Source organism: Streptomyces sp. NPDC057694 (genome assembly GCF_042799415.1).
Classification (GTDB): domain Bacteria; phylum Actinomycetota; class Actinomycetes; order Streptomycetales; family Streptomycetaceae; genus Streptomyces.
The window spans coordinates 1-13,286 of sequence record NZ_JBHVIX010000044.1 but is presented as its reverse complement, the minus strand read 5'-3'; the positions used below and the strand labels follow the sequence as shown (position 1 = coordinate 13,286).

10 protein-coding genes are annotated in these 13,286 nt (G+C 71.1%); 3 read left to right on the top strand and 7 right to left on the bottom strand.

Features of this window, described 5'->3' with window-relative positions:
- Positions 1-534: 534 nt before the first annotated feature.
- Complete coding sequence (locus ACFVDP_RS42675) at positions 535-1,503, bottom strand: tetratricopeptide repeat protein (protein WP_383502954.1); 969 nt, start codon at positions 1,501-1,503, stop codon at positions 535-537.
- Positions 1,504-1,821: 318 nt separating this feature from the next.
- Between ACFVDP_RS42675 and ACFVDP_RS42670 the strand changes: the two genes are divergently transcribed.
- Positions 1,822-2,457 (top strand): TetR/AcrR family transcriptional regulator, encoded by a 636-nt coding sequence (locus tag ACFVDP_RS42670; RefSeq protein ID WP_383502951.1) that lies wholly within the window; start codon positions 1,822-1,824, stop codon positions 2,455-2,457.
- Between the two features lie 465 nt (positions 2,458-2,922).
- Here the strand turns inward: ACFVDP_RS42670 and ACFVDP_RS42665 are convergent, their stop codons facing one another.
- The 4 genes from ACFVDP_RS42665 to ACFVDP_RS42650 all read right to left on the bottom strand — a co-directional run bounded on the left by ACFVDP_RS42665 (position 2,923) and on the right by ACFVDP_RS42650 (position 6,963).
- A complete protein-coding gene (locus ACFVDP_RS42665; protein WP_383502948.1) occupies positions 2,923-4,644 on the bottom strand; it encodes a methylmalonyl-CoA mutase in 1,722 nt (573 codons plus the stop codon).
- A 74-nt stretch (positions 4,645-4,718) separates the two neighbouring features.
- On the bottom strand, positions 4,719-5,057 hold the full coding sequence (locus tag ACFVDP_RS42660; protein WP_383502945.1) for a DUF3817 domain-containing protein: 339 nt from the start codon (positions 5,055-5,057) through the stop codon (positions 4,719-4,721).
- Between the two features lie 106 nt (positions 5,058-5,163).
- The gene (locus tag ACFVDP_RS42655) at positions 5,164-5,676 is read right to left on the bottom strand and encodes a MarR family winged helix-turn-helix transcriptional regulator (RefSeq protein WP_383502942.1); all 513 of its coding nucleotides are present in this window, start codon (positions 5,674-5,676) and stop codon (positions 5,164-5,166) included.
- 21 nt (positions 5,677-5,697) lie between these two features.
- Positions 5,698-6,963 carry an MFS transporter gene (locus ACFVDP_RS42650; protein ID WP_383502939.1) on the bottom strand — a complete coding sequence of 422 codons (1,266 nt, stop codon included), beginning with the start codon at positions 6,961-6,963 and terminating at the stop codon, positions 5,698-5,700.
- An 85-nt stretch (positions 6,964-7,048) separates the two neighbouring features.
- On the opposite strand from ACFVDP_RS42650, the gene ACFVDP_RS42645 reads away from it, so the two are divergent.
- Both ACFVDP_RS42645 and ACFVDP_RS42640 read left to right on the top strand, forming a co-directional pair.
- Positions 7,049-8,041: a DUF5937 family protein gene (locus tag ACFVDP_RS42645; protein WP_383502936.1), complete on the top strand. Its 993-nt coding sequence runs from the start codon at positions 7,049-7,051 to the stop codon at positions 8,039-8,041.
- Between the two features lie 80 nt (positions 8,042-8,121).
- Positions 8,122-9,168 carry a glycoside hydrolase family 6 protein gene (locus tag ACFVDP_RS42640; protein ID WP_383502933.1) on the top strand — a complete coding sequence of 349 codons (1,047 nt, stop codon included), beginning with the start codon at positions 8,122-8,124 and terminating at the stop codon, positions 9,166-9,168.
- Between the two features lie 24 nt (positions 9,169-9,192).
- On the opposite strand, the gene ACFVDP_RS42635 is transcribed toward ACFVDP_RS42640, so the two are convergent.
- Positions 9,193-11,163, bottom strand: coding sequence for a galactose oxidase-like domain-containing protein (locus ACFVDP_RS42635; protein WP_383502930.1), 1,971 nt, complete (start codon positions 11,161-11,163; stop codon positions 9,193-9,195).
- 3 nt (positions 11,164-11,166) lie between these two features.
- Complete coding sequence (locus tag ACFVDP_RS42630; protein WP_383502927.1) at positions 11,167-12,939, bottom strand: glycosyltransferase family 2 protein; 1,773 nt, start codon at positions 12,937-12,939, stop codon at positions 11,167-11,169.
- Positions 12,940-13,286 lie beyond the last annotated feature (347 nt).

Here is a 13,286-nt window from a genome sequence, read left to right as displayed (position 1 = left end):
CGGAGGCGGATAAGACAACCGCACCCGGATCACCGGCGATCACCCCCGAGCGACAACCACTGGTCGCACCTGAGCCATCACGCGCAACCTGCCGGACAGGCCCAGCCGACTGGCTGAGACCCCCCTGTCCAAAGACCGACGGCGCTCCCCTGGTTCACCGCCGACCTGCCCGGTGGGGACCCCTGAGCCCCGTCGTCCGATTGGCTGTCGGACGAGTGGGGAGTGGACCGAGCGTGCCCGATCGTGGTGCATTCCCGGCGCTCGCACAAGGGGGTTCGTTACTCACGGGTAACGGACGGATAACCGCGTCGCGACGGCCCGGACCCGGACGGCGACGCAGGGTGCCGCTCCGCGAGCCCTTAGAACGGTTGAATCCGGGATGGATCCGGACAGAAGAACGGCTCTGACTTACTCCAAGTAACAGCGGCCGCGATTACCAAGTTTTGGTAAAGCGCGGCCGCTGTGTGCCCCTGAAGACAGAATTTTCACCCCGGCACCACATGCCGCGGCGTTTAAGAACAGGTCACTGACGGCTCAGAAGAGAACCCGGGCCAGAGCCGTACGCGCCGTGGTCACACGCGGGTCGTCGCCCCCGACGACCTCGAACAATTCGAGCAGGCGGACCCGCGCCGCGTCCCGGTCGTCGCCGGCCGAACGCGCCACCGCGTCGACGAGACGGCCGAAGGCGTCCTCGACATGGCCTCCGACCAGGTCGAGGTCGGCGGCCGCGATCTGGGCCCGCACGTCACCGGGGTTCTGCGCGGCGTCCGTACGGACCTTCTGCGGGTCGAGGTCCTGGACCCGCTGGAGCAGTTCGGCCTGGCCGAGGCCCAGCTTGGCCTCGGTGTTGCCGGGGTCGTCGGACAGCACGTTCTTGTACGCCTGGATCGCGCCGGCCATGTCGCCGGCGTCAAGGGCCTGGACGGCGGCTTCGAGGAGCGCGTCGTACGGGCCGGCCGGAGCCTCCACGACCGGCGCGGGGCCCTCCGCATCCTGGGCGACCGCGACGCCGGTGAGCCCGAAGCGCTCCTCGGCGACCTGGATCAACTGGTCGAGGGTGCCGCGGATCTGGTCCTCGGGAGCCGCGCCCTGGAAGAGGGGCAGCGCCTGCCCGGCGACCACCGCGAAGACAGCCGGGATCCCCTGGACCCCGAACTGCTGCATCAGCATCTGATTGGCGTCGACATCGATCTTGGCGAGCACGAAGCGGCCGTTGTACTCGGTGGCGAGGCGCTCGAGGAGCGGGCTCAACTGCTTGCAGGGCTCACACCACTCGGCCCAGAAGTCGATGACGACGGGTACCTCTGTGGAGCGCTGCAGTACATCGCGCTCGAAGTCCGCCTCACTGACGTCGATGACGAGGCTCGACGGCGGCACGGCGCCGCCCCCGCCCTGCCGGGCCGCTTCGGCGCGGGCCTGCTCGGCCTTCGCCTTGGCCTCCTGGGCCGCCTTCACCGCGGCGAGGTCGACGACTCCGCTCATGGACATGTTCCGTGGCTGCATGCGTACAGTCTCCCCCTTCCGCGGACGGTTGTGGGCCGGGTCCGGCTCCGATGGCCTCCCGCCGGATTGCGAGACGCAATAAGAGACACGGAGCGGACTCGGCCGTGTGCTTCGGTGCCGGGTCCCCACCCGGCACCAGTGGTTGCCGCTCGTCGTGGCCGACCGGGGTGCAGATCCGGGAGACCTTACGAGTACGAGCTTTCGCTACGAGTCGTAGCGTAACTGCCCCGGCATGCGCGCGGGGTGGACTCTCCGGTGATCTGGCTCACCCGGAACGGTCGATCCGCTCCGTGCCTACCGGCCGGTATGGTCGCGTCCATGCAGAGCCGCATCCCTTCCGATCCGGGCCGCCCCGGCCGCCCCGGCCGTCCGCGGTCCGCCGCGGCGGACGAGGCGATCCTGGAGGCCACCCGGGCGGCGCTGGTGGAGCTCGGCTGGTCGAAGCTGACGCTCGGCGACGTGGCGACGCGGGCCGGTGTCGCGAAGACCACGCTGTACCGCCGGTGGGCCGGCAAGAACGAGCTGGTGGTCGACGCGGTCGCCGTCCTCTTCGATGAACTCGAACTGCCCGACAGAGGTTCCCTGGCGGCCGATATCGAGGGTGTGGTGCTGCAGTTCGCCGCGCTGCTCGATCGGCCCGAGACCAAGACGGCGCTGATGGCGGTGGTCGCCGAGTCGACGCGGGACGCTCCGCTGCGGGAGCGGATCCGGACCTCGATCGTGGATCGGCAGAAACGATTGGTGCTGGAAGGGCGGGCCCGTGCCGAGCGGCGCGGGGAGCTGCCCGTCGCGGAGGACCCGTGTGTGGCCGCCGCGACGGCCGACCTCATCTTCGACGTCGCGGCCGGGGCCGTGGTGCACCGCACGCTGGTCAGCGCCGAGCCCGTGAACCCCGACTGGGTCCGCCGCTTCACGGCCCTCCTCCTAGGCGGCCTGACAGCAGCCTCCGGCTAGCCCCCGATCCCCGTCCACCCGCGCCCCGGCGGGGCTGTTCGCGCAGTTCCCCGCGCCCCTTAACGGGTTGACCTTCGCCTGACGGCCGGTGGCCGCTTCTCGCGCAGTTCCCCGCGCCCCTGAGGCAGGCGCTCCGCGCCGCCTCCCCTCGGAGGCTGCGCTGCGCGCGCCTCCACACGGGGCAGGGGGGCACGCCTCAAGACAGGGCAGGGGGGCGCGCCTCCACACGGGGCAGGGGCCGCGCCTCCACCGGGGGGGGGATAAGGGGCCGCACCTCCACCTGGGGCAGGGGCCGCGCCTCCGCCTTGGGCAGATGGCGCGCCTCCCCCGATGGAGGTCGCGCACGCAGTGCGCATCTCCAGGGGCGCGGGGAACTGCGCGAGAAGCGGCCACCGGCCCGCAGACGAACGACAACCCGAAAAGGGGCGCGGGGAACTGCGCGATCGACCCCGGCCGCCCGAGGGGTCAGAAACCGGCAGGCTCCGTGTAGGTGCCCCATTCGTCGCGGAGAACGTCACAGATCTCCCCGAGCGTCGCCTCGGCCCGCACCGCGTCGAGCATCGGCCCGATCATGTTCGACCCGTCGCGCGCGGCACCGAGCATGGCGTCCAGGGCGGCCCGGACGGCGGTGTCGTCCCGGACCTCCCGGCGCCCCCCGAGCGCCCGCACCTGATCGCGCTCCACCTCATGGCTGACCCGCAGGATCTCCAGGTCCCCGGTGACGGACCCGTGGTGCGCGTTCACGCCCACGACCCGCTTGTCGCCCTTCTCCAGCGACTGCTGGTACTGGAACGCCGACTCGGCGATCTCACCGGTGAACCAGCCGTCCTCGATGCCGCGCAGGATGCCGGAGGTGATCGGCCCGATGGGGTGCTGCCCGTCGGGGTGCGCCCGCAGCCCGCGCTCCCTGATCTGCTCGAAGATCTTCTCGGCGTCGGCCTCGATGCGGTCGGTGAGCTGCTCGACGTACCAGGAACCGCCCAGCGGGTCGGCGACGTTGGCGACGCCGGTCTCCTCCATGAGGACCTGCTGGGTGCGCAGCGCGATCTCGGCGGCCTGCTCGCTCGGCAGCGCGAGCGTCTCGTCGAGGGCGTTGGTGTGGAGGGAGTTGGTGCCTCCCAGCACCGCCGCCAGTGCCTCGACCGCCGTACGCACCACGTTGTTGTACGGCTGCTGGGCGGTCAGCGAGACGCCGGCGGTCTGGGTGTGGAAGCGCAGCCACTGCGCCTTGTCGGTCCGTGCTCCGTACACGTCGCGCAGCCAGCGCGCCCAGATCCGGCGGGCCGCGCGGAACTTGGCGATCTCCTCGAAGAAGTCGAGGTGCGCGTCGAAGAAGAAGGAGAGGCCCGGTGCGAAGACGTCCACGTCCAGGCCGCGGGAGAGCCCCAGCTCGACGTACCCGAAGCCGTCCGCGAGGGTGTACGCCAGTTCCTGCGCGGCCGTCGAGCCCGCCTCGCGGATGTGGTAGCCGGAGACGGACAGGGGCTTGTACGCGGGGATGGCCGCCGCGCAGTGCTCCATGAGGTCGCCGATCAGGCGCAGGTGCGGCTCGGGCTGGAAGAGCCACTCCTTCTGGGCGATGTACTCCTTGAAGATGTCGGTCTGGAGCGTGCCGTTGAGCACGGCCGGGTCGACGCCCTGGCGCTCGGCGGCGACCAGGTACATGCAGAAGACGGGGACGGCCGGGCCGCTGATCGTCATCGACGTCGTGACGTCGCCCAGCGGGATGTCCTGGAACAGGACCTCCATGTCGGCGGCGGAGTCGATGGCGACACCGCAGTGTCCGACCTCGCCGAGCGAGCGCGGGTCGTCGGAGTCGCGCCCCATGAGCGTCGGCATGTCGAAGGCGACGGAGAGGCCGCCGCCGCCCGCGGCCAGGATCATCTTGTAGCGCTCGTTGGTCTGCTGGGCGTTCCCGAACCCGGCGAACTGGCGGATCGTCCAGGTCCGGCCCCGGTACCCGGTCGGGTACAGGCCGCGCGTGAACGGGTACTCCCCCGGCCAGCCGATCCGCTCGAACCCCTCGTAGGTGTCCCCGGGCCGTGGCCCGTAGACCGGCTCGACCGGGTCGCCGGAGAGCGTGGTGAAGTCCGCGTCCCGCTTGCGGGCGGTGTCGTAGCGGGCCTGCCAGCGACGGCGGCCCTCCTCGATGGCGGCGGCCCTGGCGTCAGCGTCACTGGTTCCCATACCCTCGAATTTACTAGGACGTCCTAGTAAATGTCGATGGCGAAACCGCCCGCACCTCGTGCGAGCGGTCGGGATTACGCCTTGGCGAGCTCGGTGCCGTCGGCCGCGACCTTGGCGTCCAGCTCGGCGGAGATCTTGCGCTCCACGAAGAACGCGGCGGTCGGGATCGTGCCGGCGATCAGCACCCAGAGCTGCTTGCCGACCGGCCACTTCGCCTTGGAGCCGAGGTCGAAGGCGACCACCAGGTACACGACGTACAGCCAGCCGTGGGCGATGGCGACGACGCGCGTGAAGTCCGCGGCACCGTCGATGCCCAGCGCGTACTTGGCGATCATGCCGAGGCACAGGACGACCAGGAGGACACCGGTCACGTAGGCCATGATCCGGTAGCGGGTCAGCACGCTCTTCTTCATGGGTCGAGCGTAACCGCCCGTTTTGCGCGATCTTCAGGCGGGCCCTGCGACCTCGGTCCCCGCCGGTCGCCGTCGGACCCCGCCGGTCTTCGTCTCGGTCCTCGTCTCAGTCCTCGTCGTCGAAATCGTGGGCCGAGACCCGCAGCGGGCGCAGCATCGCGAAGATCTCCCCGCACTCGTCGGCGTCGTACACGCCGAGCCCGAAGTCCATCGCCATCAGGTCGCGGGTGGCCGCGTCGACGGCCTCGCGGCCCTTGTCGGTGATGGAGGCGAGGGTGCCGCGGCCGTCGTTCGGGTTCGGCCGCTTGTCGACGAGGCCGGACCTGACGAGCCGGTCGACGGTGTTCGTCACCGAGGTCGGGTGGACCATGAGCCGCTCGCCGATCTTCGACATCGGCAGCTCGCCCTCCTTGGAGAAGGTGAGCAGGACCAGGGCCTCGTAGCGCGCGAAGGTGAGCCCGTACGGCTTGACGACGGCGTCGACCTCGGCGAGCAGGATCTGGTGCGCGCGCATGATCGAGGTGATCGCGGCCATGGACGGCACGGATCCCCAACGCTGCTTCCAGAGTTCATCGGCACGCGCGATCGGATCGAAGGCAAGACTGAGCGGCTTCGGCACGCCCAAGACCTTACCGGCCGGTCATATGGCGGTCAGCCCCGTCTCGCCCTTTGGCCGGTTCGCCCCCGCAGCCAGGGCGAGCGCCCCGCAGCACAGCGCGCCGAGCACCCCGGCACCGGCCACGGTGGGGCCCACCCCGAACACCTCGGCGGCCGCGCCGCCGAGCGCGGCCCCGATGCCCTGAACGGTCATCAGACCGGCGCTCTGCAAGGTCATGGCACGGCCGCGCAGCTCTTCGGGGACCGCGTCCACGAACCACCGGTCGACGCCGAGCGTGTACGCGAATCCGGCCCCGGCCAGCAGCAGGATCAGCAGCGTGGGGACCAGGCCGGGACCGGCCGCGTAGCCGATCAGGGGCAGCAGGGTGACGCAGACCAGCGGCAGCGCGATGCGGGACCGGGCCGTCGGCGACAGCAGCGAGCCGACGGCCAGTTCGCTGCCGATCGTGCCCACGGCCATGGCGCACATCAGCAGCCCGACGCCCGCCGTGCCCACCCCGACCTCGTCCGCGTACGCCGCGGCCAGCACCTCGGGGACGACGGAGAACATCGGCGGCACCCAGAGCAGGAGCACCAGGACGCGCAACCGCCGGTCCGCGAACAGGCCGCGGGCGCCGGACAGGGAGGTGCGCAGCAGCGGGCCCTTTCCCGGCGTACGGGCCGGGCGGCGCCGGGTGCCGAGCCGGAGCAGCGCGGCCGAGCAGAGGAACGTGGCGACGGTGATGACGAGCGCGCCGCGCGGACTCACCACGGTGAGCAGGACGCCGCCGAGCGCGAGCCCGCCGAGCACCGCGCTCTGCGAGACGATCCGCAGCAGGGAGCGGCCGAGCACGAACAGGTCCCCGTCGCCCAGGACGTCGGTGAGCGTCGCCATCCGGGTGCCGTTGAAGACGGGCGAGACCACCGCGATGACGCAGCGCAGGGCGAGCAGCGCGGCGACCGGGGTCACGGGCAGGGCCATCAGCAGGGCGCAGGCCGCGCAGAGCAGATCGCAGCCGACGAGGACCCGGCGCGGCGCCCACCGGTCGGCGATCCCGGACAGCAGCGTGCCGCCGACCGCGTACGGCAGGAAGCCGAGGGCGAAGGTGAGGGCGCTCAGCAGCGGGGATCCGGAGAGCCGGTAGACGAGGACGCTCAGCGAGATCTCGGCGACGACGACGCCGAAGAGGGACGCGGCGTGCGCGATGAAGACGGCACGGAACTCGGCGACGCGGAAGAGCCGGAGGTATCCGGCGGGGGCGTCCGGGGCGGCATCCGCGCCCGTGCCGGCCGGCAGGTCGGTGGTCATGGGCGCAGCCTGGTCCGGGCGGGCGCGGGGCCGTAGTGTTTCGGACCCAGCCGAATGTTCCGCCGAACCGGGAAGCCGTCGAGTCATGCCGCTGCACCTGCACTTCGGGCAGAGCGATCTGCTGCGCTGCCGGTTCGCGGTGTCGCCGCTGTGGGAGACGCAGGAGGCGGTCCGTACGCTCAGGCGGCCGGACCGGCAGGGCTATCACCTGCCGTGGCTGCGCCGGGTCCGGGAGGCCGCCCGGGGGCTCGACCTGACGCCCGTCTGGCTGCTGATGCCGCGGACGGGGTACACCCCGGACTTCCTCGGGCCGCCGCCGATCGGGCCCGCCGCGACCTTCGAGGAGGAGATCGCGGCGGTGCGCGCGACGGACCCGGAGGTGGCGCGGCCGGACATCGCGCTCTCCCTGGCCTGCACACCGGGCGCGGCCGACAGCCCGGCGGGCCGCGCCATGCTGGCCGATCCGGCAGCCGCGGTACGGGAGTTGGCGGACACCATGGAGCGGGCCTGGCGGGCGCTGATCGAGCCGGACTGGCCGCGGCTGCGCGCACTCCTGGAGGCCGACGTGGCGTACCACTCCCGGCGCCTGGCCCAGGTCGGCCTCGAAGGGCTCCTCAAGGAGCTGCACCCGCGCATCGACTGGGACCCGCGGACGCTGACCCTCAGCGCCCGCGCGAGCAGCCACCGGCGCCGGCTCGACGGCCGGGGTCTTGTGCTGCTGCCCAGCGTGTTCTGCTGGCCGGACGTCATCAGCGGCTTCGAGGAACCCTGGCAGCCGACCGTCGCCTATCCGGCGCGCGGGATAGGCGGTCTGTGGACGGCCCCGGCGGCCGCCACCCCCGAGGCGCTGGCCGGCGTCCTCGGCCGGGGCCGCGCCGATGTGCTGCACGCCCTGGACGCACCGGCGTCGACCAGCGCCCTCGCCCATCTGCTGGGCCGCGCCCCGTCCTCGGTGTCGGCGCATCTGACGGCGCTGAGCGCGGCGGGCCTGCTCACCGCCCGCCGGTACGGGCATCAGGTGCTCTACGAGCGGACGCCGCTGGGCAGCGCGCTGGCGGCGGGCGGCCGGGACATCTGACAGGGCGTCTAATCCACGGCGACGGCTGCACCTTATGCAACGATTGCCGGAATCGTACGCGCTCCGACCCAGGGGGCAGGATGCCCGTCCCGACCATCCGCCGCACACCGTCCCGCACGCTCACGCTCAGCACGGCCGCGCTCGCCCTCTTCGCCCTCGCCACCGCCTGCTCCGGCGCGGACTCCGGGCGGGCCGCCCGCGAGGCCGTCGGGCGGACCGCCCCCTCCCCCTCCTCCGGCACGGCCGACACCTCGCCGTTCTGGGTCGACCCCGCCTCCGCCGCCGCCCGCCAGGCCGAGCAGTGGGAGAAGCAGGGCCGCGACTCGGACGCCGCCGTCATCCGGCGCATCGCGCAGCACCCGCAGGGCATGTGGGCGCCCGGCGACTATCCGCGCCCGGTGATCGCCGAGGCCGGTGAGCAGGCGAAGAAGGCCGACAAGACGCTGGTCCTGGTCGCGTACAACATCCCTCACCGGGACTGTGGACAGCACTCGGCGGGCGGCGCGCACAGCGCGGACTTCTACCACCAGTGGGTCGACGCGTTCGCGACCGGCATCGGCGACGCCAAGGCGCTCGTCGTGCTGGAGCCGGACGCCCTCGGGCACATCGTCGACGGCTGCACCCCGGAGGAGTACCGGGAGGAGCGCTACCAGCTGATCGGCTCGGCGATCGACCGGCTGAAGCAGCAGCCGAACACGAAGGTGTACGTCGACGCGGGCAACCCCGCCTGGATCCCCGACGCGACCAAACTCGTCGAGCCGCTGCGCAGAGCGGGCGTCGAGCGGGCCGACGGCTTCTCCCTGAACGTCTCGAACTTCCAGACGGACCAGGCGAGTGCGGCGTACGGCAAGGAGCTCTCGGGGCTGCTCGGCGGCGCCCACTTCGTGGTGGACACCAGCCGCAACGGCGCGGGCCCCTACTCCCCGGCCGGCGCCGACGGCTGGTGCAACCCGCCGGGCCGCGCCCTCGGCTCCGCCCCGACCACCCGGACCGGGGATCCGCTGGCCGACGCGTTCCTGTGGGTCAAGCGGCCCGGGGAGTCGGACGGCACCTGCCGGGGCGGACCCGCGGCAGGCACCTGGTGGTCGGAGTACGCGCTGGGGCTCGCCCGCGCCGCACACACCTGACGCGGACGAGCCCCGGCGTCCGGCTCAGTCCTCGCCGACCTTGACCCACTTGGCCTCGGACGACACCCCGTCCGCGTCCGTCGCGAACAGCATGTACCAGCCGGGCGGGACCAGGGCCCGGTCGGTCGGCACGTCCACCGTGATCCGGCCCTCGCGCTTGCTCAGGCCCAGTTCGATCGAGCGCTGCTCGACGTCCGTCGTGTGGGTCACGGCGGACGGGCGCATCAGCCGCGCCTTGACGATCCGGTCGGCGGCGTCCGTCTTGTACGTCGCCTTGTGGTCGCCCGGAATCGTCTCCGGCCCTTCGCCGAGGACCGGGCGGCGGTCGCCTCCCTTGTGCAGCGCGGGCGGCGTGAAGATCTCCATGCGCTGCTCGAAGTGACCGAGCTTGGTGTTCTGCTGGTCGTCGAAGAGCGGGTCGGAGCCGAAGGTCACCACCCGGCCGTCGGGCAGCAGCAGCGCCTCGGAGTGGTAGTTGCGGCCGACCTTGGGCGAGGCCGCCTCGTGGAAGGCGTTCTCCTTGGGGTCGTAGAACTGCGCCGCGAGGATGTTGCTGGCGCCGCGCCCGCGGTAGTCGGACGAGCCGTTGGACGTGAAGACCGAGTCGTCCGGCATGATCACGCTGTTCAGGTACCGGGTGCCCTGCGGCAGGTTCGGCCCCTCCTTGAAGCGGGGGCTGTCCTCCTTCAGGTCGACGACCGCGGTGCGCGGCGTCGCCCGCTCCGACTCGCCGACGCCACCGCCGCCCAGGATCATCACCTTCTGGTCCTGCGCCGGGGGCAGCAGCAGGGACGCCGACGTCTCCGTCTCGTCCCCGTCCGTCAGTCCGGGGACCTTTTCGAACTTGTTGGTCCTCAGGTCCCACAGGCCCGGCTCCCGGCCCTTCTCGGCGGGCCCGTACCCGGCGTTGGAGGCCGGGTAGAAGAGCTTGCCGCCCTTGGTCAGGAACAGCGCCGGGTAGGTCGGGAAGTACCGCTTGGGGCCCATCGACCACTTCTTGGTCTTCGGGTCGTAGATCTCGTTGTCCCCGGGGTCGATGACGCCGACGTCGTCGAGCCCGGACACGGCGAGCACCTTGCCGTCCTCAAGGCCCACGAGCGTGGGGTACCAGCGCGCCTTCTGCATCGGGTCCACGGGCACGTACTTCTCGGCGACCGGGTCGAACTCGTACGCGGCCCTGATCCCCTGGAAGTCCTGCTTGTCCATGGTGATCTTCTCGGAGAGCCCGTACGCGTTGTCGGCGTCCTTGCCCGTGAGGCCCTCGATCTCGTACTGGGCCTGCTTCGACGTCTCGTACTGCTTGCCGTCGGCGACCGCCTCGACGAAGACGCGGGCCTCGCTCGCCTTGACCTTCGTCTTCCAGGGCTGCATGACACCGGCCCTGTTGTAGCTGACGTCGTAGGAACGCTTGGCCTTGGGCACGGTCACGTCGAACCGCGACACGTACTCGACGCCGTCCGGCGAGCGGAACTTCGTCCCCTTCTTCAGGACCACCGGCTGGTCGGGGCTCTCGTTCTTGACGCGCATCCCGCCGCCGGCCCGCTTCACCTCGCCGTCGAGGAGCTCGTAGCGGGCGGTGCCGCCGGCCACGAGCATCCGGCCGTCGGGGAGCGCCGCGTGTCCCGAGCAGAAGAAGTCCTCCGGGGTGGCGATCTTCTTGAAGGTGTTCGCCTTCGGGTCCCACAGGACGGTGTCGAACGATCCGGCGTCGAATTTCTTCTGCTCGTTGCCGGAGCCCGCCACGATCAGCACCTTGCCGGTGTGCAGCAGGGCCGCGTGGATGGCGTTGGTACGGAACTGCTCGGGGATGTCGACCGCCGACCACGAGCCGTACTTGGCCTTGTAGCCGGGCTGGGCGATCTTCCAGTCGTAGTACTTCTCGGATGCGAAGTTCCAGGCGGCCGGGGCGTTGAGGCCGACGAGGAGGGCGATGCCGCCCGCGCCCAGGACCGTCTTCTTCATCTTCTGGGAAGGCCGGTAACCGTTGAAGGCCATGGGTCAGTTCCCTCCTGTGCTGGTGCTGGAGACCCGCGAGACGGCGAGAGCGGGCTCCGGCTTCTCGTGCTTGCCGGGCTTCCCCTGCTCGGCGACCCGGGCCGCCGCAGCACGGCGCTGCGTCACGCTCCACACCACCGGGGGCGCGAGGGCGATGCACAGGGCGAGCACCGCCCAGGTCCGCATGGCCACGTGCGTGTGGTCGAGGACGACGGACGCCGCGAGCGACGCGGCGAGCACGCCCGCCCAGAAGAGATGGACACGGAAGGTCAGCATCCGGTCGGCGGTGGCGTCGCCGCCCTTCGGCGTGACGACGAAGCGGGACGGGCGGCGCAGCAGTGCGGCGCCCAGCGACTTCAGGTAGATCGGCGCGGAGATCGCCGACATGCCCATGCCCGCGAGTCCGCCGGATCCCTCCGGTTCGTGCGGCGAGACGTTGTGCCTGCGGTTCCACAGGTACAGCCCGATCTGGAGGGCCGCGGCGTCGCTGTAGAGCATCAGCCACACGGACGCGGACACCTGGGTGCCGGACGCGCCGAACCAGAGGAACAGCACGCAGCTCAGCACGCCGAGCAGCCAGTTGACGGCCGTCATCGGGTAGTAGACGAGCATCATCGTGTACGAGAAGAGGCGGCCGGCCGGCATGCTGAACGGCGCCTTCCAGTACTGCTTGAACAGCGTCTCGTACGTCCCGCGCGACCAGCGCAGCTGCTGGGTGAAGAAGTCCGTCCAGGAGGCGGGCCCCTCACCGACGGCGAGCACGTCGGGCGTGTAGACGGAGCGCCACTTGACGCCCGTGCGGGGGTTGGCGTGCCGGTGGATCTCGAACCCGGTCGCCATGTCCTCGGTGATCGAGTCGACGAAGCCGCCGATCTGCTTCAGGGCACTGATCCGCACGACGTTGTTGGTGCCGACGAACATGGGGGCGCGGTAGCGGTTGCCGGCCCGCTGGATCAGCGCGTGGAAGAGGAACTGCTGGGACTCGGCGGCCTTGGTGACCGGTGAGTCGTAGTTGCCGTAGACCTGCGGCCCGACGACGAACGCGATGTCCGGGTCCCGGAAGTAGCCGAGCATCCGCTCCAGGAACTCCGGCACCGGTACGTGGTCGGTGTCGACGGACGCGAAGAAGTCGTAGTCGGCGTGGTGCGCGGCGAGCCAGGCGTTGTAGTTGCCGTGCTTGGTACGGGTCTTGTGGGCGCCCTTCGCCCGGTTCCACTCCTCGACGCCGTGCCGCGTGAAGTGCCGGACGCCCAGCTCCGCGCAGAGGGCACGGGCGCGGGGGTCGTCGCCCTCGTCGAGCAGCCACACGTCGAGCGGGCCGTCGTGGGTGATGCGGACGGCGCCTTCGAGGGTGGCGCGCACCATCGACAGGGGTTCCTTGCCGGGGACGTACGTCGTCAGGAACGCGACCCGGGTGCCGGGTTCGGGCCGGACCGGGACCGGGTCCCTGGCCACCATCGTCGCGTGGGCGATCGAGACGACGTTGACGACCATGAACAGCTCGATGAGGCCGATCGAGACCAGCATCACGATGTCGAGCTGGACCAGCCAGCGGGCGCCGCCCTCGCGCTCCACCCAGTGGCTGGGCCACACCAGATAGACGAGCAGGACCCCGGTGAGCACCGGGGCGAGCGTCATCAGGAGGGCCGCGCGTATTCGGTGGGGCTCGCGGGAGAGGAGTGAGGTGTACTGCACCCGGTAGCCGTCGGCGGGCGGCTCGGTGAGCGGCCCGGCGAGTCTGCTGTAGGTGTCGTAGTCATAGCCCTCAGGCCGCACAGCGCCCTCCAGGTTCCCGTCGTCGCCCGGCCTTCGGTGACCGAGCGTATCGATAACCTCACAAAATGTGACTTTTGCGGGCGTGTCGAACCGGAAGAGGCGTACGAGTGAGGTATGGCGTGTCGATTCACGGGGTCGGGTGAATCGGGGCCGCGCTTCGGGGGGTTGCCGGTCGGCTGCGGGCCGGTGGGGCTTCTCGCGCAGTTCCCCGCGCCCCTGAGTGCGAGCTTCGCTCGCCTTTTGTGGTCGGGTGCGGCTCTCGTCGTGGCTGGTCGCGCAGTTCCCCGCGCCCCTGAGATGCGCACTTCGTGCGGCATCTCATCGGGAGGCTGCGCTCGGCGCAGCCT

Excerpts from the sequence above, each read along its gene's own strand:
- ACFVDP_RS42675 (WP_383502954.1), bottom strand. The coding sequence starts at position 1,503 with ATGCAGCCACGGAACATGTCCATGAGCGGAGTCGTCGACCTCGCCGCG.
- ACFVDP_RS42670 (WP_383502951.1), top strand. The coding sequence starts at position 1,822 with ATGCAGAGCCGCATCCCTTCCGATCCGGGCCGCCCCGGCCGCCCCGGC.
- ACFVDP_RS42665 (WP_383502948.1), bottom strand. The coding sequence starts at position 4,644 with ATGGGAACCAGTGACGCTGACGCCAGGGCCGCCGCCATCGAGGAGGGC.
- ACFVDP_RS42660 (WP_383502945.1), bottom strand. The coding sequence starts at position 5,057 with ATGAAGAAGAGCGTGCTGACCCGCTACCGGATCATGGCCTACGTGACC.
- ACFVDP_RS42650 (WP_383502939.1), bottom strand. The coding sequence starts at position 6,963 with ATGACCACCGACCTGCCGGCCGGCACGGGCGCGGATGCCGCCCCGGAC.
- ACFVDP_RS42645 (WP_383502936.1), top strand. The coding sequence starts at position 7,049 with ATGCCGCTGCACCTGCACTTCGGGCAGAGCGATCTGCTGCGCTGCCGG.
- ACFVDP_RS42640 (WP_383502933.1), top strand. The coding sequence starts at position 8,122 with ATGCCCGTCCCGACCATCCGCCGCACACCGTCCCGCACGCTCACGCTC.
- ACFVDP_RS42635 (WP_383502930.1), bottom strand. The coding sequence starts at position 11,163 with ATGGCCTTCAACGGTTACCGGCCTTCCCAGAAGATGAAGAAGACGGTC.